This is a genomic window from Mycobacterium sp. NGS49, from assembly GCF_059812565.1.
This window is the reverse complement of the sequence record NZ_JCALCX010000003.1, coordinates 234,923-258,754: the sequence shown is the minus strand read 5'-3', so window position 1 is coordinate 258,754 and position 23,832 is coordinate 234,923. Positions and strand designations below refer to the sequence as shown.

Below are 23,832 nucleotides of genomic sequence, written 5' to 3'. Positions count from 1 at the left end.
GGCGGGACGCCAGGGGGAGACACCACCCGGGGTGGGGTCGGGCAATCGAAAAGAGGTCTGCAATGACCACCGAACGTACCGTTCTGCTCGTGGTCCATTCTGGCCGCGACGAAGCGGCCGAGACCGCGCGGCGGGTCGAGAAAGTGTTGGAAGAAAAGGGGATTGGGTTACGAGCGCTGTCGGCAGAGGCGGTCGACAAGGGTTCGTTGCGGCTGAGTCCCAACGATATGCGGGCGCTGGGGGTCGACATCGAGGTGGTCGACGCCGACCCGATGGCCGCCGAAGGTTGCGAACTGGTGCTGGTGCTCGGTGGCGACGGAACTTTCCTGCGCGCCGCGGAACTGGCCCGCAATGTCGGCATTCCGGTGCTGGGGGTCAACCTCGGAAGGATCGGATTCCTCGCCGAGGCTGAAGCCGAGGCGATTGAAGTCGTCCTCGAACACGTTGTCGCGCAAGACTACCGGGTGGAAGAGCGGCTGACTCTGGATGTCGTGGTGCGCCAGGGCGGCGACATCATCGACCAGGGCTGGGCGCTCAACGAAGCCAGTCTGGAAAAGGGTCCACGGCTGGGCGTACTCGGCGTTGTCGTCGAGATCGACGGCCGGCCGGTGTCGACGTTCGGCTGTGACGGGGTGCTGGTGTCGACGCCCACCGGCTCCACCGCGTACGCGTTCTCTGCCGGCGGACCGGTGTTATGGCCGGACCTGGAAGCGATTCTGGTGGTACCCAACAACGCTCACGCGCTTTTCGGGCGGCCGATGGTCACCAGTCCCGATGCCTCCATCGCGATCGAGGTCGAGGCAGGTGGACATGACGCGCTGGTGTTCTGTGACGGCCGCCGGCAGATGGTGGTGCCGGCCGGCAGCCGGCTCGAAGTCACCCGGTGCAACACACCGGTGAAATGGGCCAGGTTGGACAGCGCACCCTTCACCGACCGGCTGGTGACGAAGTTCCGGTTGCCGGTAACGGGTTGGCGTGGGCGGCAGTAGCCGGTGCTGACCGAGATTCGCATCGAAGCGCTGGGTGCGATCAGCGCTGCGACCGCCGAGTTCGATCGCGGTTTGACCGTGCTGACCGGTGAGACCGGAACCGGCAAGACGATGGTGGTGACGGGCCTGCATTTGCTCGGTGGCGCCCGTGCCGACGCGACCCGGGTACGGTCCGGTTCCGAGCGCGCTGTGGTCGAAGGTCGTTTCACCACTTCCGATGTCGACGACGCGGTCACCGCCCGGCTCGACGAGATTCTGAACGCTTCCGGCGCGGAGCGCGATGAAGACGGCAGCGTGATCGCCATGCGGACGGTGAACCGGGAGGGGCCGTCGCGCGCCTACCTGGGTGGCCGCAGCGTACCCGCAAAATCGTTGAGCGGCTTCACTACTGAGCTGCTGGCCCTGCACGGCCAGAATGACCAGCTGCGGCTCATGCGGCCTGACGAGCAGCGTGCCGCCCTCGACAGGTTTGCCGCCACCGGCCCCGCGCTGGAGCGATACCGGAAGCTACGCGAAGCCTGGCTGTCTGCGCGGAGCGACCTCGTCGACCGCCGCGACCGCACTCGCGAACTCGCGCAGGAAGCTGATCGGCTGAAGTTTGCGCTCAACGAGATTGACACCGTCGACCCGCAACCGGGGGAAGACGAGGCGCTGGTCGCCGATATCGTCCGGCTCTCCGAACTGGATACTTTGCGCGAGGCCGCAGCCTCGGCGCGCGAAGTGTTGTCGAGTACGTCAGAGGAGGCCTTCGGCGCCGCCGACGCCCTGGGACGGGCGAAGGCCGCACTGGAATCGACGGGCGACGCGAGGCTGCGCGCGTTGGCCGACCAGATCAGTGGCGCCTTGACGATGGTCGTCGACGCGGTCGGCGAACTGGGCGACTACCTGGAAGCGCTGCCCACCGATGCCAGCGCGCTGGACGTCAAACTGGCCCGCCAAGCCCAACTGCGTACGCTCACCCGCAAGTACGCCGCCGATATCGACGGAGTGCTGCAATGGGCGCTGGACTCTCGCGACCGGCTGGCTCAACTCGACGTGTCCGAAGAGGGTCTGGCCGCCCTGGAACGCAGGGTCGACGAACTTGGAAGCCAACTGGCAGAAGCGGCAGTCGATCTCAGCAAGATCAGGCGGAAGGCCGCAAAGAAGCTGGCCAAAGAGGTCACCGCCGAGTTGGCCGGTCTGGCGATGAACAACGCCGAGTTCACCATCGGTGTGAGCACCGACGCGGTCGATCCGCATGATCCGTCCGCACTGGTCCTGGCCGATGGCGAAGCGGCGCGGGCCGGGGCCGACGGTATCGACGTGGTGGAGTTCGGCTTCGCCGCCCACCGTGGGATGTCGGTGCTGCCGCTGGCCAAGAGCGCGTCCGGCGGGGAGCTCTCGCGGGTGATGCTGGCGCTGGAGGTGGTGCTGTCTGCTTCGGCCACCGGCACCACCATGGTGTTCGACGAGGTCGATGCCGGGGTCGGCGGGTGGGCGGCGGTGCAGATCGGCCGGCGGCTGGCCCGGCTGGCGCGTACCCACCAGGTCATCGTCGTCACACACCTGCCGCAGGTGGCCGCCTACGCCGACGTGCACCTGGTGGTGCACAGCCAGGGGCCCCGGGGCACCAGCGGGGTACGGCGGCTGACCAGTGACGACAGGGTGGCCGAGCTGGCCCGGATGCTGGCCGGCCTGGGGGAGTCCGACAGCGGCCGCGCGCATGCCCGCGAACTGCTCGAGACCGCACAGCGCGACCGCGCGTAGTCTCGCTGCTTCTCGGCGAGCTCGGGGAGCTCGACGGGCGGAGGACCGCTCATCTGTCGCCGAATTTGAAGTCACGCACCTTCGCTCCGGCGTGTCTTGTTCCTGATTGCAGTGTCGCGGCATGTGTCGGGCAGCGGCGAGACGGGCCCGCGATGGAAATGTGACAGATGTGACGCTTTATAACTTATGGGGCAGATGTTACGGCGCGCCTCCACACCGCGGCGGCCCATCGCCGACAGAATCGGCTCCCATGAAGATGTCAGCGCTTCTATCTCGCAACACCGTCCGGCCCGGCCTCGTTGGCACCGCCCGCGTCGATCGCAACATCGACCGGCTGCTACGCAGGGTTTGCCCTGGCGACATCGTGGTCCTCGACATTCTCGACCTCGACCGCATCACCGCCGACGCGCTGGTGGAGGCTGACATCGCCGCGGTCGTCAACGCCTCCCCGTCCGTTTCGGGCCGATACCCCAACCTCGGTCCCGAGGTACTGGTCAACAACGGCGTCACGCTGATCGACGAGACCGGTCCGGAGATTTTCAAGAAGGTCAAAGACGGCTCGAAGATCCGCCTCTACGAAGGCGGCGTCTACTCCGGCGACCGCCGGCTGATTCGTGGCACCGAGCGCACCGACCATGACATCGCCGACCTGATGCGGGAGGCCAAGAGCGGTCTGGCTGCGCATCTGGAAGCGTTCGCGGGCAACACGATCGAGTTCATCCGCAGCGAAAGCCCGCTACTCATCGACGGCATCGGCATTCCCGACATCGACGTCGACATGCGCCGCCGCCATGTGGTGATCGTGTCCGAGGAGCCCAGCGCGGAGGAGGACTTGAAGTCCCTCAAGCCGTTCATCAAGGAGTACCAACCCGTCCTGGTCGGTGTCGGTCACGGGGCTGACGTTCTGCGCAAGGCGGGCTACCGGCCCCAGCTCATCGTCGGTGATCCCGACAAGATCAGCACCGAAGTCCTCAAATGCGGCGCGCAGGTTGTACTGCCGGCGGATGCCGACGGTCACGCTGCCGGTCTGGAGAGGATCCAGGACCTCGGTGTGGGGGCCATGACATTCCCCGCCGCCGGCTCTGCCACCGACCTGGCTCTGCTGCTGGCCGACCATCACGGCGCCGCGCTGCTGGTCACCGCCGGCCACACCGCCAACATCGAGACGTTCTTCGACCGGACGCGCTCGCAGAGCAACCCGTCGACCTTCCTCACCCGGCTCCGGGTAGGGGAGAAGCTGGTGGATGCCAAGGCGGTCGCGACGCTGTACCGCAACCACATCTCCGGTGGCGCGATTGCGCTACTGGCGCTGACCATGCTCATCGCGATCATCGTGGTGCTGTGGGTCTCCCGCACCGACGGCGTGGTGTTGCACTGGATCCTCGACTACTGGAACCGCTTCACGCTCTGGATCCAGCACCTGATCTCCTAGGAAGTGCCCTGATGATCTCGTTACGCCAACACGCCATTTCGCTGGCCGCCGTCTTCCTGGCGCTGGCCATCGGAGTGGTGCTGGGCTCCGGCTTCTTCTCCGACACCGTGCTGTCCACTCTGCGTAATGAGAAGCGCGACCTGGCGAGCCAAGTCAACGGGCTCAACGACCAGCGCAATCGTCTCAATGAAAAGCTCGGCGCGGCAAATACATTCGACGCACAAGTGCTCGGCCGCATCGTGCGCGACGTATTGGCGGGCAAGACGGTCGTCGTATTCAGGACGCCGGACGCCAAAGACGACGACGTGGCCGCGGTGTCGAAGATCGTGGGGCAGGCCGGCGGCTCGGTCACGGGCACCGTGTCCCTGACGCACGAATTCGTCGAGGCCAACTCCGGGGAGAAACTGCGCTCGGTGGTCAACTCGTCGATCCTGCCGGCCGGTACCCAGTTGAGCACCAAGCTGGTCGACCAGGGTTCGCAGGCGGGTGACCTGCTCGGCATCGCGCTACTGGTCAACACCAACCCGCAGGCGCCGGCCGTGGACGACACCGCCCGCGACACCGTGCTCGGCGCCCTGCGCGAGACCGGCTTCATCACCTACCAGCCCAACAGTCACATGGCGGCCGCCAACGCCGCCATCGTGGTCACCGGCGGCGCCGTACCCGCGGACGCAGGCAATCAGGGGGTGACCGTGGCCCGGTTCGCGGCTGCGTTGGCACCGCACGGCTCCGGCGCGGTGCTGGCCGGCCGCGACGGTTCGGCCGGCGGCAGTGCCGCGGTGGCGGTCGCCCGCGCCGATGCCGGCATGGCGGCCGCGATCAGCACTGTCGACGACGTCGACGCCGAGCCGGGACGCATCACGGCGATCCTGGCCCTGCACGATCTGGCCGCCGGTGGCCACCCCGGTCACTACGGCACCGGACATGGGGCGACGTCAGTCACCGTTCCCCAGTAGGGCGTGTTCGACGCGGCCGGCAGCCGTGGATGTTAGGGTGGGTTTCCGTGGGTCGGCAGGCCCAGCTCGTTGATTTTCCTGCATCATGCCCTGCCCGTCTTCACGGAGGTCGCCCCGTTGCGTAAGCATTCGCAAATCGCCACCAAGCACCTCTTCGTCAGCGGTGGGGTAGCTTCCTCCCTGGGCAAGGGCCTGACGGCGAGCAGCCTCGGACAATTGCTGACCGCACGCGGTCTGCACGTCACGATGCAGAAGCTGGACCCATACCTCAACGTCGACCCCGGCACGATGAACCCGTTCCAGCACGGTGAGGTCTTCGTGACCGAGGACGGTGCCGAAACGGATCTCGACGTCGGCCACTACGAGCGATTCCTCGACCGCGACCTTTCCGGGTCCGCGAATGTGACTACCGGGCAGGTGTATTCGACGGTGATTGCCAAGGAGCGCCGCGGCGAGTATCTGGGCGACACGGTCCAGGTGATTCCCCACATCACCGACGAGATCAAGCGTCGCATTCTGGCGATGGCCGAACCGGACGCCAGCGGCCACCGTCCCGATGTCGTCATCACCGAGATCGGCGGCACCGTCGGCGACATCGAATCGCAGCCGTTTCTGGAGGCGGCCCGCCAGGTCCGCCACTACCTGGGTCGCGAGGACGTGTTCTTCCTGCACGTGTCGCTGGTGCCGTACCTGGCTCCGTCCGGCGAACTGAAGACCAAGCCCACCCAGCACTCGGTGGCCGCGCTGCGCAGCATCGGTATCAGCCCGGACGCGCTGATCCTGCGCTGCGACCGTGAGGTCCCCGAAGCGCTGAAGAACAAGATCGCGCTGATGTGTGACGTCGACATCGATGGCGTCATCTCCACCCCGGATGCTCCCTCGATCTACGACATCCCCAAGGTGTTGCACCGCGAGGAGCTCGACGCCTTCGTGGTTCGCCGGCTCAACCTGCCGTTCCGCGACGTCGACTGGACTGAGTGGGATGACCTGCTGCGCCGCGTACACGAACCCCATGAAACGGTTCGAATCGCATTGGTAGGCAAGTACGTGGAGCTTTCCGATGCCTATCTGTCGGTCAGTGAGGCGTTGCGTGCCGCGGGTTTCAAGCACCGCGCCAAGGTCGAAATCGTGTGGGTGGCCTCCGACGACTGCGAAAGTCCCAGCGGTGCCGCGGCCACGCTCGGTGACGTGCACGGGGTGCTGATACCCGGCGGGTTCGGCATCCGTGGCATCGAGGGCAAGATCGGCGCCATAAAGTACGCGCGCTCGCGCGGATTACCTTTGCTGGGGCTGTGTTTGGGTTTGCAGTGCATCGTGATCGAAGCGGCCCGCTCGGTCGGTCTCACCGAGGCGAACTCAGCCGAATTCGAGCCGCAGACACCGGATCCGGTGATCTCGACGATGGCCGACCAGGAACAGGCCGTCGCCGGCGAGGCGGACCTCGGGGGCACCATGCGGCTTGGTGCCTACCCCGCCGTGTTGGAGCCCGATTCCATTGTGGCCCAGGCCTATCAGGTCACCCAGGTCTCCGAACGCCATCGGCACCGTTACGAGGTCAACAACGCCTACCGGGAGCGGATCGCCGAGAGCGGACTGCGATTCAGCGGGACCTCACCCGACGGGCATCTGGTGGAGTTCGTAGAGTATCCCTCCGATCAGCACCCGTTCATCGTCGGAACCCAGGCCCACCCCGAACTGAAGAGCCGGCCCACGCGGCCGCACCCGCTGTTCGTGGCATTCGTCAAAGCGGCAATCGATTACAAGGCGGGTGAACTGCTTCCCGTCGAGATCCCCGAGATCCCGGAGCACCACGCCTCCAACGGCAGCGAGCACCGAGAGAATGCCGGTTCGGTGGTAGGGCAGCCGCTAGCCGAACCCGTCACCCGTGGCTGAGCACGACTTCGAGACGATTTCGTCTGAAATCCTCTATGGGGGGGCTATTTTCGCCCTACGTCGGGATCAGGTACGGATGCCGGGCGGCAACATCGCCCGACGTGAAGTCCTGGAACACTACGGCGCCGTCGCAGTTGTGGCTTTGGACGACGACGACAACGTCGCCATGGTGTACCAGTACCGGCATACCGCCGGCCGGCGACTGTGGGAACTGCCCGCCGGCCTGCTCGACGAACCGGGAGAGCCCGCGCACCTGACCGCCGCGCGCGAACTCGAGGAAGAGGTCGGGCTGCACGCGAGCACCTGGCAGATGTTGGTGGACCTGCAGACCGCGCCCGGCTACAGCGACGAGTCGGTGCGCGTCTACCTGGCGACGGGTCTCCGCGACATCGGCCGGCCCGAAGCGCATGACGAGGAAGCCGACATGATCATGCGCTGGTATCCTCTCGACGACGCGGTGCAGCGGGTGCTTTCCGGTGACTTCGTCAATTCCATTGCGGTGGCTGGAATTCTGGCCGCCTACGCGGTGCGGAATGGTTTGGCCCGGGCGCGCCCGGTGGACAGTCCGTGGCTCGACAGGCCCACGGCCTTCGCTGAACGCAAGGCCGCGCAGTGACTGCGGCGTTGACGCTCGACGCTCAGCTGCAGGGTTATCTCGACCATCTGACGATCGAGCGCGGTGTGGCGGCCAACACCCTGAGTTCCTATCGACGCGACTTGCGCCGCTACTCAAAGCACCTGGCAGACAGAGGAATTCACGACCTGGCGAAGGTCGGTGAAGACGATGTCAGCGAGTTCCTGGTGGCGCTACGCCGAGGTGACCCGGAATCCGGTGCCTTGGCGCTGTCCGCGGTGTCGGCGGCGCGGGCCCTGATCGCGGTGCGTGGACTGCATCGATTCGCCGCCGCGGAGGGGCTGGCCGAGTTGGATGTGGCGCGGGCGGTCCGTCCGCCGACGCCGGGCCGCCGGTTGCCCAAGAGCCTGACTGTCGACCAGGTGCTGGCGCTGCTGGAAGCCGCCGGTGGCGAAGACGCCTCGGATGGCCCGTTGACGTTACGTAACCGTGCGCTGCTGGAGCTGCTGTATTCCACCGGGTCGCGGATCTCCGAAGCCGTCGGCCTCGACGTCGACGACATCGACACGCACGCTAGGTCGGTGTTGTTGCGCGGCAAGGGCGGGAAACAGCGATTGGTGCCCGTGGGCCGTCCGGCGGTACACGCGCTGGACGCCTACCTGGTGCGCGGCCGCCCGGATCTGGCCCGCCGGGGGCGCGGTACGCCGGCCATTTTCCTCAACGCCCGGGGCGGTCGGTTGTCGCGGCAGAGTGCATGGCAGGTATTGCAGGATGCGGCCGAACGTGCCGGCATCACCTCGGGTGTGTCACCGCACATGCTCCGGCACTCCTTCGCCACGCACCTCTTGGAGGGCGGCGCTGACGTGCGGGTGGTGCAGGAGTTACTGGGCCACGCCTCGGTGACCACGACACAGATCTACACCCTGGTCACCGTCAACGCACTGCGCGAGGTGTGGGCCGGGGCCCATCCGCGGGCCACCTGACTTGCCGAACGCCTAGCCCAGGTACTCGGACTCGAGCACCAGGTCCGGCACCATGGACTGGTATTCGAGATGCGTCTTGTGCTCGACGGTTCGCCACGACACGTCCTGCTGCTCGCGCATGTACGCGCGGTACTTGGGTGCCCCCGGCACCCTGACGTTGTCGGCCACCACTATCGAGCCGGGATGCAACCAACCGCGGCCAAGGATGCTGTGCAGATCGTCCAGATAGGCATTCTTGTCGTGGTCGATGAAAACGAAATCCAAACGGCCCGAGCCGAATCCGTGCTGACTGGCCAGCGTTTCCAAGGTGCGTCCGCCGTCGCCGATCGTGCCCACCACACAGATCACCCGGCCGGCAACCCCGGCGTGCGCCCAGATCCGCCGGGCGTTGACGGCATTGGCCTCGGCAAGCTCCACCGAATAGACGGTGGCCTGGGGTGCCGCCCGCGCGATGCGCAGCGCGCCGTATCCGACGTAGGTGCCGAGCTCCAGAGCCAACGAGGGATCGGCGCGTCGTACGGCGGCGTCGAGCAGTTGCCCCTTCTCGTCTCCGACGTTGATCAACATCGACTTCTCGTAGGCGAACCGGTCGATGGTGGCCAGCACGTCGTCGATATCGCCGGCTTTGGCATGCCGGAGAACATAATCGACGGCGGCCGCTTCCCGGCCGTCGCCGATCTGACCGGTCCGGCTCATGTTGAGGATTCCCGGCGCCATGCGCCAGACGGACCACCGCAGCGGGGCGAAGCGTGCTCTGAGGCTCATCGGCTTCAGCTTACGCAGCAATTTTCCAGGCTTGGCGGTGCAGGCTCACGAACGACATCGCATCAGCTGGGTTCTTGAGGCAGTGTCACTGGCGGTTGTTGGTACGGCTCGCGGTCCGCCGCGGCTGGCCGGCGCCGAACGATCAGCCAGCCCACGGTGAGGACGACGAACCATACTGGGACCAACGCAAGTGCCATCGAGGTTTCTGTTTTTGTGGTCAGTGTCCAGATCAGGAAGGCAAAGAAGACGAGAACGGCCCAGCACATTCGCACGCCGCCGGGCATCTTGTAGATCGAGTCACGGTGACGCTGCGGGTGCTGACGGCGGTAGACGAGGTAGCTGAGGATGATCATCGTCCACACGAACATGAAGAGCAGAGACGCAACCGTGGTGATCAGGGTGAAGGCGCCTATCACCGAACCGCCCGCGTAGAGCAGCGGGATGGAGGTCAATAGCAGCGGCACCGTGCACAGAATTGCGTGTGCGGGGACGCCCCAGCGGTTGAGACGCCGGAAGATTGATGGGGCGCTGCCTTCATCGGCGAGGCCGAAAAGCATTCGGCCGTTGGAGAACACGCCCGAGTTTGCAGAGGAGGCGGCTGCGGTGGTCACCACGAAGTTGACGACCGATGCGGCAGCGGCGAGACCTGCCAGGGAGAACATCGTGACAAACGGGGAATCGCCGCCGGCAAAACGCCGCCACGGTACAACCGCCAGGATTGCCACCAGCGCACCGAGATAGAAGATCGCCACGCGCAGCGGAACGGCATTGATCGCGCGGGGGAGAGTGTGGCGTGGGTCGGATGTTTCGGCCGCGGCGGCGCCGACGAGTTCGACGCCGATGTATGCGAAGAACGCGATCTGGAAGCCACTGGCTACCCCCATGAATCCTCGGGGGAACAACCCGCCGTCGTTCCAGAGGTTAGCGATTGTCGCCCGGTCGCCCTGCGGGGAAACGAAATCGGTCACCACCAGGAACGCACCGGCGACGATGAGGCCCAGTATCGCGGCGACCTTGATCAGGGCGAGCCAGAACTCTGTCTCGCCGAAGTTGGCGACGCTGAACAGGTTGACCATGAGGATTAGAGCAACCGTGACCAGCGCCGGTAACCACGCGGGTGAGTCAGGCCACCAGAACTTGGCATAGCCGGTGATCGCGACGAGGTCTGCGATGCCGGTGACGACCCATGCGAACCAGTACGACCACCCCACGTAAAAGGCCGCTGCCGGCCCCAGAAGATCGGCTGCGAAGTCGACGAACGATTTGTAGTTGAGGTTCGACAGCAGCAACTCACCCATCGCGCGGAGCACGAAAAAGACGAACAGCCCGATGATCGCGTACACCACCACGACCGCCGGGCCGGCGAGGGCGATCGTGCGTCCAGACCCCATGAACAGCCCGGTGCCGATCGCACCTCCGATAGCGATCAACTGGATATGACGGCTGGAAAGACCACGGTGCAGCTGCGACTGAGTCGGCGGGGTCGGCGACAGCGCCTTCCTTTGGTACGTACCTGCGCCCTCAGCGGGTGGACGGTCGCGACGGGGGCTGCCGCGCATCAGCCGGCAAACGGGGGTTTGGCCATCACAGTGGGGCGGAATCCGTAGCGGGGGCCCGAACCGGCCGAGGCAGCGCCGGTGCCGGCCAATGGTACGCCTCCCAGTAGGTTTCCTGGCGCTCCCACCTCCGGCGGATTGACGATGTCGCTTGTCAGCGGCAGGGCCTTCAACGGCGCGGCCGAGGCCAGGCCCGGTTCCGGCGCCCAGGAGGGGGGAACCGAAAGGGCGCCGGCGGAGGCTGCGTTGCCCACGCTGGCTGCTATCGGCGCAGCGCCGGCGACTGCTGCGGGAGCGGCACCTGCGGCGGCAGCCACCCCGGCCGCGGCCTTGGCGGCTGCCGGCCCGACAATTCCCAGCGCACTGACCGTGGAGGCGAGACTGCTGGTGATACCAATGCCGAAGTACGGCAAACCTGTGGTGTTGTAAATGAGCTGTGAGATCGGCAGATACCACTGGATCAACCACTCGAGCCAACCCGGAGTCGTTGAAGCTGCGGCCTGCGACAGTGCTGATGCGGGCAAAGTGAGGCTCAGCAGCGAGTTCGGCAGATGCGAGACCACTTCGGAGAGTGTGCTCTGCGCCGTGCCGGCCTGGCCGGCGGCGGCTCTTGCTACCGCGCCGGACTGGGTGGACTCCGATGACGTGGTGTCCGGCGGCGGGGCGAAGGGCGTCACCTGTGCGGCGCTGGCTGAGGAACCCGCATAGCTGTACATGGTTCTGGCGTCTTGAGCCCACATCTCGGCGTATTCGGCTTCAAGAGCTGCGATTGCGGCATTGTATTGCCCATACACGTTTTTCGCAGTCAACGATGCAATTTGTGCGCGGTTAGCGGCGATCAGTGGTGGCGGTACCACGCCGGCGAACGCCGCCTCGAAGGCGGCGGCGGCTGCGCGCGCTTGACTGGCGGTTCGCTCGGCTCGTTCCGCGGTGGCGCGCATCCACGCAACATACGGTGTGACCGCTTCGGCCATTGCGACCGAGGCTGGCCCCAGCCATTCTTCGGAATGCAGTGTTGTGATGACTTCCCAGTAACCTTGGGCAGCCGAGTTCAACTCCGAAGCTAATCCGCTCCAGGCCGCCGCGGCAGCCATCATCGGCGCTGAACCGGGGCCGGCGTACATGCGCTCGGAGTTGACCTCCGGTGGCAAGGCTCCGAAATCCACGTCGTGTTCCTCTCTGTAACTCTGGGCGCTCGGGCTATCCCGCGCTCGGTGGGCGGCAGACGACACGGACTTTTGATCCGTATCGGCGTCCGAAGTTGCCGCCGGTCTCTCCCGCCCGCCGTGGTGACAGGCCCTGGAGTAGGCCAGACATTTCAGCTGCCCGGGTGGCGGCGGCGCGAGCACTGGGAGCCGATATCCCCACTGTTTGCGCGCCTGGCGTGGTGGGCGACACGGCCCAGTCCGGCGGCACTGACATTGGTCCGATCTTGTCGGCCAGACCCACTGCCGCGGCGATCGGTCCAGCACCGGGCTGCAACCAGCCCGACCCCATAGCGGCACCGGCCGCATCCGCCGCTGCAGCGGCCACACCGGTGGGCGCGGTGCGATTGGCCGACAACAACACGCCCAACACCTGGAGGTCCATCAGCGTGAACCCTCCGGTGTCGTAGACGAAAGCCTCGGTGGTGGCCACGGCATTAAGGAACTCGGTCCAGTATTTGAGAGCTGTGTTCCAGGGGAATGCCGCGATCGAGGCGTGGTGCTGCAGCAGCGACACCACCGCCGTTGTGCCAACCAGGTGTGCGGTGGTCGCGGCAGCGTGGGCCGTCGCGACCGCCTGATCCGCCAGGCCGGCGGGGTTGGTGGTCTCCGGCGGCGGTGCGAACGGAGTCAATATCGAGGCGGCTGCCGCGGAGTTGGCGTATTCGGCCATGGCGACGGCGTCTTGGACCCACATCTCGGAGTAATGGCACTCGGCGGTCGCGATCGCCGGCGTGTTCTGCCCGAACCAATTGGTGGAGATCAAGGTCATGAGCAAGGTCCGGTTGGCCGCGACCACCTGCGGGGGCACGGTCAGCGCAAAGGCCAGTTCGTAGGCGGCTGCGGCAGCCTTGCACTTTGTTGCGACTTGCCCTGCAAGCAGTGCGGTTTCACTTAACCAAGTGACAAACGGCAGCATTGCGGCCGCCATCGATTCCGCGACCGGGCCCTGCCACCACAGGGTTGTCAGCTCGGAGATCACCCCACCGGTGCCAGTCGCGGCTAACTGGAGTTCCTCCGCCAGACCGTCCCAGGCGGCTGCGGCTGCTAGCAGGGATCCCGATCCGGGGCCGCTGTACATACGGCCCGAATTGATCTCGGGAGGCAACGCTGCGAAGTCCGGTACTGGGCACAAGCTGAAGTTGCTGGGCGTGAACGCGCTCCAGTTAAGAGACGAAGTCAGCCCGCCGGACATGGCTACTGGCCCATCTCCTGAGCAGCCACGTGCTTGAGCCAGGTAGATCGAGACGAGGCCATGCTGCGCGTATCGATTCTGTGGGTTGGGTGACGGACAGTCACTGACACCGCCTGGTTCGTTGGAGTGGCGAGGTATGCCGTGACAGCTCTGTCTGACAGCAAACAATGTGCTTGCAATAGTTGCCAAGTGCATTAATCCTCACCGGGGAGGATGCTCACCGCCAGTCGGTCTGGCATGGAATTCGTCAAACCCGCAGGTAGAGAACCCTCATCGAGATAAAATCAGCGGACACTTAATGCGGCGTAACAAACGACGCCCCCACCGTCCGGAGTTGCGCCAAGCCCCGGAAAGTCGAATGCTGTTCTATTTCTCGCAAACCTGCCATGGGTGGGTCGACGCTGCGCCCGACTCGTGGGACAGGCCGTCGCGCCTTATCCCAGCGTGCGGATTCCGCCCCCAGCCCAGGTTCCTGGGCCGGTTGCGAGACAGCTTTGGCCCCAGGCTCCGGTGCACTGGACGGGGTGGGTCGCACGGTGCCCGCCGCACTGCCGGCTGCACCATGGGTGGACGGCCGGAGCGTGGCCAACGAATGAGCGGGGTTCGAAAGACTTTGCAGCATCGAGAGATTGGGAAAAAAACGGGTAGGTCGTCATTGCAGAACAAACTCGCCCCGGCGGTGACACGGATACCAATATTCCGCCCGTCCGCAACGCCGGCGGCGTGCGGCGCCACCGACCTTCCCCGCGGCCGGCTGATCAGCAAGCTTCCTACTAGACCCAAAGTCCGCCACGGGGCTAGCATCGCTTGCTTAGCAGTTGTTCGACACGCCGAACATCCAGGACTTTGCAATCGGGGAACGCGCGATGAGCCACGACCGCAACACCGGGGGGTCGGGGGCTGATCCGCGCTGCGGACTGTGGCTCACGGGAGCCCGCGGTTCGGTGGCGACCACATCGATCGTCGGCCTCTATGCCCTGTCCGCCGGTTTGATTGCTGAGACCGGGTGCGTCACCGCAACTGAGGACTTCGCGGATGTGAAGCTGCCGGGCTATTCCGATTTCGTGGTGGCCGGCCGCGACGTCTCCACGACTCCGCTGGCCAAACGGGCAGAGACCCTGGTCGAGGCGGGACTTCTACCGCCCGGCGTGGTCGACGCGGTGGCGGATCGATTGGCGACCACCGAAGACGAGATCGTCGGCCCGTCCTGTATGGCGACCTCGGATCCATCCACTGCCGGTGCTGCCACCCAAGCCGAACTGGTCGAGCGCCTGAGTGACGCGATGGCTTTGTTCGTCTCGCGCAACTCGCTCGATGTCCTGATCGTCATCGATGTCGCCTCTACCCAGCCGCCCGTCGCGGACCTGCCCGAGTATCACGACCCTGATCTGCTGATGGCCGCACTGGGGGACCGGAACCGAATCGTGCTGCCGGCGAGCGCGCTGACGACGCTTGCCGCGATCAACAATGCTGCCGCGTATTCCTGCTTCACCCCGTCACCCACGCTGGGTATACCCGCCTTGCGGATCCTGGCCGACGAGGCCGGCATTCTCTATGCGGGACAGGACGCCAAGACCGGCCAAACCCTGTTGCGCAGTGTACTGGCGCCGATGTTCGCCAGCCGCGCGATGACGGTGCATTCCTGGGCCGGCACCAACCTGCTGGGTGGCGGCGACGGGGCGACGCTGGCTGATCCTGTTGCGGCACAATCAAAGCTCGCCAGCAAGCAGCGGGGCATTCAACAACTGCTCGGCGGCGGGGTGAGCGCTCCGCTGCACATCGACTACGTGCCAGACCTCGGCGAAACCAAGGTCGCCTGGGATTACATCCATGCCACGGGGTTCCTCGGCGGCCAGATCACCCTGCAAACAACATGGTCTGCACCGGATTCCGCGCTGGCCGCTCCGCTGGTTCTCGACGTCGCGAGGCTGTTGGCCGCGGCGCGGATGCGCGGGAGGCGGGGCGTGGTCGGAGAACTGGGCTACTTCTTCAAGGAACCCTGGGGCGGCTCAACGCATTCGCTCGCAGCGCAATACGATGCACTGCTGCGCTGGGCCAAGTCGTTGTCGGCGCCGTCGTCGGCCGACCTGTGAAGGTCAAGCCGTTCCTGGATCTGATGCGGGCGCCCGCTGCGCTAACCGTTCTCGGCGACACCGCCGTGGGCGCCATCTGGTCCGGACGCCCACTGACGGGCCGGCGGTATGCGCTGCCGCTGGCTTCTGCTCTGTTGTACTGGAGCGGGATGGTGCTCAACGACTGGGCTGATCGCGAGCGCGATGCACTCGAACGCCCGGAGAGGCCGATCCCTTCGGGCGCAGTATCGCCCTGGACAGCGTTGTCGCTCGCGACGGCGCTGGCAGCGGCGGGAACAGCCACCGCGACGGCGGTCGGGGGACGCCACGGCCTGGCCGCCGCAAGTCGAATTGCTCTCTGTGTCACCGTATATGACCTGATCGCCAAGGACACGTTCGCCGGGCCGCTGGTCATGTCGGGTTGCCGGTTCTTCGACGTCATGCTCGGCGCCGCGCCCGACTACGGGTCCGCGCTGTCACCGGCGTTGGTGGTCGGATTGCACACGACCGCCGTCACGGTGCTGTCACGCAGCGAGGTCTCGGGCTCCGATCGCAAGCTCCCGGTGCAGGTTGCGGGATTGGGCGGGGCTGTCGCCATCGCCGCAGTGACCGCCACCGCCACCGCCGGTTCGTCGCACGGGTATCGGGCGCTGCCGGGAGTTGCTCTGTACGCGTGGTCGTTTGGGCCTGGTCTGTGGCGAGCATGGCAGCAACCCTCCGCACAGGTGATCCGCGGTGCGGTGCGCGGCGGTATCGCCTCGATGATCGGCGTGCAGACAATCCTGGCGGCACGTTCGCCGCGGCCCGGGACGTTGCTCGCACTGTGTGCGCTGGCAATCGCTCTGCGGCTCAGGGTGTCTGCGCCCATACCGACGGAGGTGACATGATGCACATCGGCTACAACACGAACAGCCTGGCGGACCACCCACTCGCGGACGCGCTCGCGCTCGTCGCTGACCACGGGTACACCGCGGTCGCGCTCACCGTCGGTTATCCCCACGTACGTCCCTTCGATACCGATCTTGGGGCCCAACTCGGCGCACTGCGTGCAATGCTGGACAAGCACGGGTTGCAGCTGGCAATCGAAACGGGTGCGCGTTACCTCCTTGACCCCCATAACAAGCACAAGCCGTCCCTGGTCGACATCGCCGCCCAACCACGCATCGAGTTCATGCGCAGGGCAATCGATATCGCCGCGGACCTGGGGGCGACCTGTGTCTCACTCTGGTCGGGTTACGCGGTCAGACACACCGACCCACAGACCACCCGCGATCTGCTGATCGGCAGGCTGGCGGAACTGGTCGACTACGCCGACCGCAACAGCGTCACACTGGGTTTCGAGCCGGAGCCAGGCATGTACGTCGAGACCGTGGCACAAGCGCGCGACCTATGCCACGCACTCGGCGACCCGGTGGCACTGCGGATCACGCTGGATGTCGGTCACTGCGTGATGACTGAGCCGTCCGGAGCCGCGCCGACGATCGTGGAACTGGGTGAAAAGCTCGTCAATGTCCACCTCGACGACATGACTCCACACAAACACGAGCATCTCGAATTCGGGCACGGCAACGTGGATCTGGGTGCGGTGCTGGATGCGCTGAGCAGCAGCGGGTTTACCGGGATCGCCTCGGTCGAATTGCCGCGGCACTCCAATGACGCGCCGAATGTGATGCGCCGCAGCATGTCGGCCATCAAGATGGCCCGCCTCAAACCTGCCGCGCGTTCGTGGATCGCCGGTGCCGCAGCGGAAATCAGTAGGAATCCGGACAAGCTCCTGGAGATGTTTCCAGGTGCCGAACGCGGTGTTGCCGGTGCCGGCGACGAGGCGGCCTTGGTGGCCCGGCAGCACCTGCTCACCGCGTTGCTGGCTGATACGCCCGACGCGACGGCGGGTCCACTCATGCAAAAGCTCTACCGCTGGGGAGACACCGACGAACGCCTGGCCGTGCTCCGTGGGTTGTCGGCAGCGGCGCCGGATGACAGGCTGGGCGCCGTCACGACGGCGGCGGGTGTGGAGCTGGCCGCAGATGCGTTGCGGTGCAACGATCCGCGCCTCGTCGGTGCGGCGCTCGGCGGATTCGGCTCGCGATTCTTGGACCAGCACACCTGGCGTCACGGTGTGATGAAGCTGATCTTCATGGGCGTGCCATTACGCGTGGTGCACGGCCTGCGCACCCGCGTCGATGCCGAATTAGGGAGAATGGCAACCGATTACATCGCAGAGCGGCAGGCTGCCGGACGGTCGGTGCCATCCGACGCCGAGACGCTGAAACAGCTGACCGCCATCAGAATGGAGGTTGCGGAGTGAGGATCTTCGATCCGCACATACACATGTCGTCGCGCACCACCGACGACTACGAGGCGATGTACGCGGCGGGCGTGCGGGCGATCGTGGAACCGGCTTTCTGGTTGGGGCAACCACGCACCGACCCGGCGTCCTTCATCGACTACTTCGACAGCCTCATCGGTTGGGAGCGCTACCGCGCTTCGCAGTTCGGGATCGCCCACAACTGCACAATCGCCCTCAATCCCAAGGAAGCCAACGACAGTCGCTGCCGAAGTGTGCTCGAGCAGATTCCGCGCTACCTCTCCAAGAGCGGTGTTGTCGCGGTCGGCGAAATCGGCTACGACTCGATGACACCGGAGGAGACAGCGGTGTTCGAGACGCAATTGGAGATGGCCGCCGCACGGGGGCTGCCCGCACTCGTGCATACGCCCCATCGCGACAAGCTCGGGGGGACGCTGGCGAGCATCGACTTGGTGAAGAAGGTGGGGATCGACCCGGGGATGGTGTTGCTGGACCACCTGAATGAGGTGACCATCGAGCCCGTTCGGGACAGCGGTTGCTGGATGGGGTTCTCGATCTATCCCGATACCAAGATGGACGAAGCGCGGATGGTCGCCTTGATGCAGCGCTTCGGGCTGGAACGGATCATCGTCAATTCCGCCGCGGATTGGGGCCGGTCGGATCCGCTCAAGACGGCCAAGACGGCGCAGGCGATGTTGGCCGCCGGGTTCACCGACGACGACGTCGATCGGGTGCTGTGGCGCAATCCGGTGGAGTTTTTCAATCAGAGCGGCCAACTTCGTCTGCTCAGTGACGACCAGGAAGCGGTGTTCGCGGGAAATACCATCAACCGCGGGGAAAAGCTGTGACGTTGTCCTACTGCAGCAACGTCGTTGCTGCCGACACGCTGGAGGATCTCGAGCAGCGACTGAGTTCGGTGTTCGCGCCGGCCCGCGAACGCGCCGGCCTCGAGCGCCTCGGCGTCGGGTTGTGGCTGCCGGCGCACACCATGGCCCGGTTGGCCGACGAACCCCGGGCGCGCCGGCGCTTGGCGTCGATTCTGGCCGAGCACGGTCTGTGCGTGGTGACCATGAACGCCTTCCCTTACGGTGACTTCCACGGTGATGTGGTGAAGCATGCGGTCTACCAACCCGATTGGGCAACCCAGCAGCGGCTCGACTACACCACCGCCTGTGCCGAAGTCCTCAGTGAGCTCTTGGTCGACTCCGAGCACGGCAGCATCTCGACATTGCCGTTGGGTTGGGCCGATCCCTGGGACCAGGATTCCGCCGCCCGGGCGCGGCACAATCTGGCTGCGTTGAGCGAAGAACTGCGCCGTATCGAAGAACGAACCGGGCGACGAATCAGATTGGCCATCGAACCCGAACCCGGCTGCGTCATCGGATCTTGCGGCGATGCCATCGACTGGTTCGGTCGGGAAGCTGGAGGGCTGGACCTCGCTTACATCGGCGTGTGCCTGGATGCCTGCCACCTGGCCGTGATGTACGAGAACCCTGCCGAGGTGGTGAAGGGGTTGGCCGACTTGGGCGTCGAAGTAGTGAAGATACAGGCCTCCAACGCTATTCAGATTCACGACCTGGCCGCCGACGGCATCATCGAAGCCTTCGCGCTGTTTCCGCACTCGCCATATCTGCACCAGGTCAACGGCTTCGACGGTGACGGGCGCCGATGGTTCCGGGACGATCTGAACCTGACCGATCCGTCCACCCCGACATCGGGAACTGCCCGGGTGCACTACCACGTGCCGTTACACATCAGCCCGCCGGCACCGTTGAGCAATACTGCGCACATCCTCGTCGAGGTCATGACCATGCTGCGCGACGGTACGATCGCGGCGCCGGTAGACGTCGAAATCGAGACCTATACGTGGGAAGTGCTGCCTTCGTCGCTGCGTATGGACAGCATGGCCGACGATCTGGCCGCCGAGATCTGCTGGTTCGAGGAACGGCTAGCGGCACGGGATCCGGCATGACGCGACGTGTTCTGCTGGTCAACGTTGTCGGGCTGACCCGACCTCTGCTGCGGCACATGCCCAACCTGTCGGCGCTGGCGTCGCAGGGAGCCATCCGGCAGCTCGCCCCGGTTTTTCCCGCCGTCACCTGCTCGGTGCAGTCCTCGATGGTCACTGGACTGATGCCCAATCAGCACGGAATCGTGGGCAACGGGTGGTATTTCCGCGATCTCGGGGAAGTGCTGCTTTGGCGGCAAAGCAACAAACTGGTGGCGGGGGAGAAGGTCTGGGAGACCGCGGCCGACCGTTTCGACGGATACACCTCGGCGAACGTCGGGTGGTGGTACGCGATGAACGCCAGCAATGACGTAATTGTCACACCACGGCCGGTTTACCACCAAGACGGACGCAAATCGCCCGACTGCTATGTCATTCCGTCAGAGCTACATGACATTTTGACCGAGAAGCTGGGCACGTTTCCACTATTCCAGTACTGGGGTCCAACCGCGAACATCACGTCGTCGCGGTGGCTGGTGGACGCGTCTATAGAGATACTTCGCCGCTATTCGCCCACCCTGCTCACCACGTATATCCCGCACCTGGACTACGACTTTCAGCGCTACGGACCGCATTCGCCGCAGGCGGTGGCGGCCGCTGCGGACGTCGACACAGCGTTGGCCCCCTTGCTGGATTATGCCGCCGGGCACGGTATGACGACGATCGTGGTTTCCGAGTACGGGATCGCTCCGGCCCACCAACCGGTGGACATCAACCGCGCACTGCGGCGGGAAGGCTACCTCGCCGTGTACACCCAGCAAGGCCGGGAGTACTTGGACCCGTGGACATCCCGAGCGTTCGCCGTCGCCGACCATCAAGCCGCGCACATCTATGTGAGCGATGACTCGGACATCGCCCGAGTCGCCAGTTTGGTCAGCGGTTTGGACGGCGTCGATGAGGTGCTCGATCGAAACAAGCAGCAACGCTTGTCGATTGATCACCCCCGGTCCGGTGAGCTGGTGGCGATCGCCGCGCCGGGTGCCTGGTTCACCTACTACTACTGGCTCGATGATGACCGCGCCCCGGAGTTCGCCCCGTGCGTGGATATTCACCGTAAGCCCGGCTATGACCCGGCCGAGCTGCTGATGAACCCCGCGGACCGCGCGGTGAAGGCCAAAGCTGCTGCGGCCCTGGTGAAAAAGGCGGTGGGGCTGCGGTACACCATGGGCGTCATAGCGCTCAACGGCGCGTCCGTTGGCGGCACCCACGGGCGACGTCCGGATTCTGAGGAAGACGCGCCGGTGGTTATCACCTCGTCGCCCGATCTGCTGTCGGACTCGTCGGGGCCGATGTCCGCCACCACGATACGGGACCTGGTTCTCAATGCCCATGGCTCGCGAGGTTAGTGTGAATTCCATGTGCCCGAGCGTGTTTGAAGCCGACCTGCCGTCGCTCTCCTACAAAGACGCTGAAAGTCCGGAGGAGGCGCACCGGCTAATCCGGCAAGCCCGTGAGCAGGGTCCGATCGCCATGGGGCTGATCGGCCCGGAAATCATCAGTTACGACCTGGTGCGCATTGTGCTGCCCGATCGCCGGTTCTGTGTGCCGAAGGGGGTCTTTCTTGCTGCCCAGGGCATTACCTCGGGGCGGTTGTGGGACAGGTCCCGCTTTAACCTCGCGAGCCTGGACGGGGCCGAACACGATCGGTTACGCCGACTGGCTTCCCCGGCGTTCGGCCCACGCTCTACGGCGCGGCTGAGCGAGGTGATCACCGATGTGATCACCTCGCTCGTAGACCCGCTGACCGCGGTTGGCAGGTGTGATGTCGTCGAAGACATCGCCCGGCTCTATCCGAGTCCAGTCATCTGCGCATTCCTGGGCGCCCCCGTACAGGATTGGCGGCTGTTTTCGGACTGGGCCGATGACATCTTCAAGATGTTCACCTGGAATGCCGCTGGCAACGAGGCCATCATCATGAAGGCCTACGACGAACTCGATGCGTACATCGGTGACATGATCGAGCAGCGGCGCGGAAACCTCACCGACGACTTTGTGTCCGAATTGCTTCGCGCCGAGGACAATGGCGACCGCCTCACCCACGACGAGGTGTGCAGGATGGTGTCGGCACTATTGATAGCCGGGACCGACTCCACCCGCCATCAGGTGGCCGCAGCGGTGCAGGTGCTTTGCGATCACCCGGAGCAATGGGCACGACTGGCCGAACACCCGGAGCTGGCGCCGAAGGCTGTCACAGAGATTATGCGGCATACCCCGGCGGTTATCTTCCTGGTCAGGCAGGCCGTCGAGGACGTCGAACTCGCCGGCGTGGTCATTCCGGCCGGCACCCAAGTCGCCGTCAACATCGCCGCCGCCAACCGCGACCCCGACGTGTTTAACGATCCGGAGCGCCTCGACATCACCCGCGCAGATTCGTCGCCGACATTGGCATTCGGTCTTGGCACCCACAACTGCCTGGGCGCGCACTTGGCCCGGGCCGAACTCATTCAGGCGCTGATGGTGATGACACGGCGTATGCGCAACCCGCGGCGCACCGGACCCGCGCCGTGGAAGCCATTTACCCCGCTGACGGGACCGATCACCCTGCCCATCGAATTCGACAGGGCATCAAGCTAATTCGCGGACGTCTGGCCGGCCGGCTTTTTCGGCAGCAAGGCCACCGGGATGAAGGTCAACGCCACCAGGGCTACCGCCGCCACGAACACGACACTGTAGGCGTGCGACAGGTCGCGCAGCAGGTTGCCCGGAAAATCCGGGTCGAGTGCCTGCTTGGGGAGGGTCGAAGGGTCCACCGGTGTTCCGCGCCGAGCGGATTCCTCTTGCAGGGCAGCTACTTTGTGTGCGGCGGAGATCGGCTCGCTGCGGTTGAATTGGCCAGTCAGGATCACCGACATCAGCGCGGTGCCCACCGAGGCGGCCACCTGCTGGTTGACGTTGATCAGTGTCGAGCCGCGGGCGATCTGATGCGGGGCCAGGGTCTGCACCGCCGCCGCAGAGAGCGGCATCATCGTGGCACCCATTCCCAGACCCATGATCACAAGACCCGAAACCAGGATGGGTAGGTAACCGGCCCGCAGGGCGACACCGACGGCGAAGATGCCCATGCCCGTCGCGATCAGCGAAATACCTACCAGCAGGACCTTGCCGGGACCACTCTTGTCCAACAGCGAACCCGCGAGCGGCATGGTGATCATCGCTCCGATTCCGCGCGGCGCCATGCTCAGTCCGGCCTGCAACGGCGTCTGGTGCAGCAACTCCTGAAAGTAACTCGGGAAGAGCAGACCGGCGCCGAAAAACGATGCGGCGAAGAAGAACATCGCCGTGTTGGCCAGTGTGACGACGCGGTTGGTGAACAGTTCCAGATCGATCAGCGGATGAGCCGCCCGGTAGCGGGCATGGAAGACGAACCCCGCGATCAGCGTCAGGCCGATGGCCACCGGTAGCCAGACCTGCGGATCGGAGACCGTACTTCGAGCGGGAATAACCGAGACCCCATACAGGAATAGCGCCAGGCCGGGCGAGAGCAGCAGCATGCCGACGAAGTCGAACGTCTCCGAGGGTGCCGGACGGTCGGGCGCAAACACGACTACGGCCAGGACCACCGCAACCACACCGATAGGCAGATTGATCAGGAAAATCCACGGCCAGCCGAAGCTGTCGATGAGCCAACCGCCCAGAACCGGCCCGAAAATCGGGCCGAGCAACATTGGAATACCCAGCACCGCCAGCACGCGCCCCATCCGCTTGGGCCCGGCCTCCCGGGTCAGGACGGTGAGCACCAACGGCATCAGCATCCCGCCGCCGAGACCCTGCACGACTCGGCAAGCGATGAGCAGGTGAATATTGGGCGCCACCGCGCACAGCAGCGAGCCCAGGGTGAAGGCCAGGACTGAGCCGATGAACAGGCGTTTGGTGCCGAACCGGTCCGCCGCCCAACCCGCCAGCGGGATCACCGCGGCCAGCGCGAGCGTGTAGCCGGTCATCGTCCAGGCGACAACGGCCTGAGTGGTGTCGAAGGTGGCGACCAGGGTGCGCTGCGCGACGGTGACGACCGTGGTGTCGACTATCGCCATCGTCGAACCCAGTACGCTCACGCCGGCGATCTTGAGGAGCCGGGCGTCGAGATGGCCGGAATCGTTGAGTTGGCCGGCGCCCGTGTCGTCCATGCCCTCAGCTCCTCAGATGCGGATTG

The 23,832-nt window shown here is 65.3% G+C and carries 18 protein-coding genes and 1 pseudogene; 14 read left to right on the top strand and 5 right to left on the bottom strand.

Annotation, left to right across the window (positions count from 1 at the left end; genetic code table 11):
- Positions 1 to 62: 62 nt before the first annotated feature.
- The 7 genes from AC5Y7D_RS04670 to xerD all read left to right on the top strand — a co-directional run bounded on the left by AC5Y7D_RS04670 (position 63) and on the right by xerD (position 8,573).
- Positions 63 to 989 carry an NAD kinase gene (locus tag AC5Y7D_RS04670; protein WP_499922126.1) on the top strand — a complete coding sequence of 309 codons (927 nt, stop codon included), beginning with the start codon at positions 63 to 65 and terminating at the stop codon, positions 987 to 989.
- A gap of 3 nt (positions 990 to 992) precedes the next feature.
- Positions 993 to 2,735: a DNA repair protein RecN gene (gene recN, locus AC5Y7D_RS04665; protein ID WP_499922124.1), complete on the top strand. Its 1,743-nt coding sequence runs from the start codon at positions 993 to 995 to the stop codon at positions 2,733 to 2,735.
- Positions 2,736 to 2,985: 250 nt separating this feature from the next.
- The gene (steA, locus tag AC5Y7D_RS04660) at positions 2,986 to 4,167 is read left to right on the top strand and encodes a putative cytokinetic ring protein SteA (protein ID WP_499922122.1); all 1,182 of its coding nucleotides are present in this window, start codon (positions 2,986 to 2,988) and stop codon (positions 4,165 to 4,167) included.
- Between the two features lie 11 nt (positions 4,168 to 4,178).
- A complete protein-coding gene (locus tag AC5Y7D_RS04655) occupies positions 4,179 to 5,123 on the top strand; it encodes a copper transporter (RefSeq protein WP_499922120.1) in 945 nt (314 codons plus the stop codon).
- Between the two features lie 117 nt (positions 5,124 to 5,240).
- Positions 5,241 to 7,016 (top strand): CTP synthase, encoded by a 1,776-nt coding sequence (gene pyrG / locus AC5Y7D_RS04650; protein ID WP_499922118.1) that lies wholly within the window; start codon positions 5,241 to 5,243, stop codon positions 7,014 to 7,016.
- On the top strand, positions 7,009 to 7,632 hold the full coding sequence (locus AC5Y7D_RS04645; RefSeq protein WP_499922116.1) for an NUDIX domain-containing protein: 624 nt from the start codon (positions 7,009 to 7,011) through the stop codon (positions 7,630 to 7,632). Before pyrG ends, AC5Y7D_RS04645 begins: the two co-directional genes overlap by 8 nt.
- A gap of 8 nt (positions 7,633 to 7,640) precedes the next feature.
- Positions 7,641 to 8,573, top strand: a complete 933-nt coding sequence (xerD, locus tag AC5Y7D_RS04640) for a site-specific tyrosine recombinase XerD (protein ID WP_499922183.1) — start codon at positions 7,641 to 7,643, stop codon at positions 8,571 to 8,573.
- A 12-nt stretch (positions 8,574 to 8,585) separates the two neighbouring features.
- Here xerD and AC5Y7D_RS04635 read toward each other — a convergent pair whose 3' ends face one another.
- From AC5Y7D_RS04635 to AC5Y7D_RS04620, 4 genes and pseudogenes are all read right to left on the bottom strand, one after another.
- A complete protein-coding gene (locus AC5Y7D_RS04635; RefSeq protein WP_499922115.1) occupies positions 8,586 to 9,338 on the bottom strand; it encodes an O-methyltransferase in 753 nt (250 codons plus the stop codon).
- A 128-nt stretch (positions 9,339 to 9,466) separates the two neighbouring features.
- Positions 9,467 to 10,835: pseudogene (locus AC5Y7D_RS04630) on the bottom strand (amino acid permease); the annotation flags it as partial.
- A gap of 61 nt (positions 10,836 to 10,896) precedes the next feature.
- Positions 10,897 to 12,060: a PPE family protein gene (locus AC5Y7D_RS04625; protein WP_499922113.1), complete on the bottom strand. Its 1,164-nt coding sequence runs from the start codon at positions 12,058 to 12,060 to the stop codon at positions 10,897 to 10,899.
- Between the two features lie 34 nt (positions 12,061 to 12,094).
- Entirely contained in the window at positions 12,095 to 13,207 is a 1,113-nt protein-coding gene (locus AC5Y7D_RS04620) for a PPE family protein (protein WP_499922182.1), read from the bottom strand.
- Positions 13,208 to 14,160: 953 nt separating this feature from the next.
- On the opposite strand from AC5Y7D_RS04620, the gene AC5Y7D_RS04615 reads away from it, so the two are divergent.
- From AC5Y7D_RS04615 to AC5Y7D_RS04585, 7 genes are read left to right on the top strand one after another with little or no spacing between them, the layout of a single operon-like run.
- Positions 14,161 to 15,387, top strand: coding sequence for an inositol-3-phosphate synthase (locus AC5Y7D_RS04615; RefSeq protein ID WP_499922111.1), 1,227 nt, complete (start codon positions 14,161 to 14,163; stop codon positions 15,385 to 15,387).
- Positions 15,384 to 16,253, top strand: coding sequence for an SCO3242 family prenyltransferase (locus AC5Y7D_RS04610; protein ID WP_499922109.1), 870 nt, complete (start codon positions 15,384 to 15,386; stop codon positions 16,251 to 16,253). Before AC5Y7D_RS04615 ends, AC5Y7D_RS04610 begins: the two co-directional genes overlap by 4 nt.
- Positions 16,250 to 17,674, top strand: a complete 1,425-nt coding sequence (locus AC5Y7D_RS04605; RefSeq protein WP_499922107.1) for a TIM barrel protein — start codon at positions 16,250 to 16,252, stop codon at positions 17,672 to 17,674. Before AC5Y7D_RS04610 ends, AC5Y7D_RS04605 begins: the two co-directional genes overlap by 4 nt.
- Positions 17,671 to 18,522: a TatD family hydrolase gene (locus AC5Y7D_RS04600; protein ID WP_499922105.1), complete on the top strand. Its 852-nt coding sequence runs from the start codon at positions 17,671 to 17,673 to the stop codon at positions 18,520 to 18,522. Before AC5Y7D_RS04605 ends, AC5Y7D_RS04600 begins: the two co-directional genes overlap by 4 nt.
- Complete coding sequence (gene eboE / locus AC5Y7D_RS04595) at positions 18,519 to 19,646, top strand: metabolite traffic protein EboE (protein WP_499922103.1); 1,128 nt, start codon at positions 18,519 to 18,521, stop codon at positions 19,644 to 19,646. The genes AC5Y7D_RS04600 and eboE overlap by 4 nt, the downstream gene beginning before the upstream one ends.
- Positions 19,643 to 21,028 carry an alkaline phosphatase family protein gene (locus tag AC5Y7D_RS04590; protein WP_499922101.1) on the top strand — a complete coding sequence of 462 codons (1,386 nt, stop codon included), beginning with the start codon at positions 19,643 to 19,645 and terminating at the stop codon, positions 21,026 to 21,028. Before eboE ends, AC5Y7D_RS04590 begins: the two co-directional genes overlap by 4 nt.
- Complete coding sequence (locus tag AC5Y7D_RS04585) at positions 21,012 to 22,256, top strand: cytochrome P450 (RefSeq protein ID WP_499922097.1); 1,245 nt, start codon at positions 21,012 to 21,014, stop codon at positions 22,254 to 22,256. Before AC5Y7D_RS04590 ends, AC5Y7D_RS04585 begins: the two co-directional genes overlap by 17 nt.
- Here AC5Y7D_RS04585 and AC5Y7D_RS04580 read toward each other — a convergent pair.
- Positions 22,253 to 23,806 (bottom strand): DHA2 family efflux MFS transporter permease subunit, encoded by a 1,554-nt coding sequence (locus AC5Y7D_RS04580; protein WP_499922095.1) that lies wholly within the window; start codon positions 23,804 to 23,806, stop codon positions 22,253 to 22,255. The two genes, AC5Y7D_RS04585 and AC5Y7D_RS04580, sit on opposite strands and share 4 nt — an antisense overlap.
- Positions 23,807 to 23,832 lie beyond the last annotated feature (26 nt).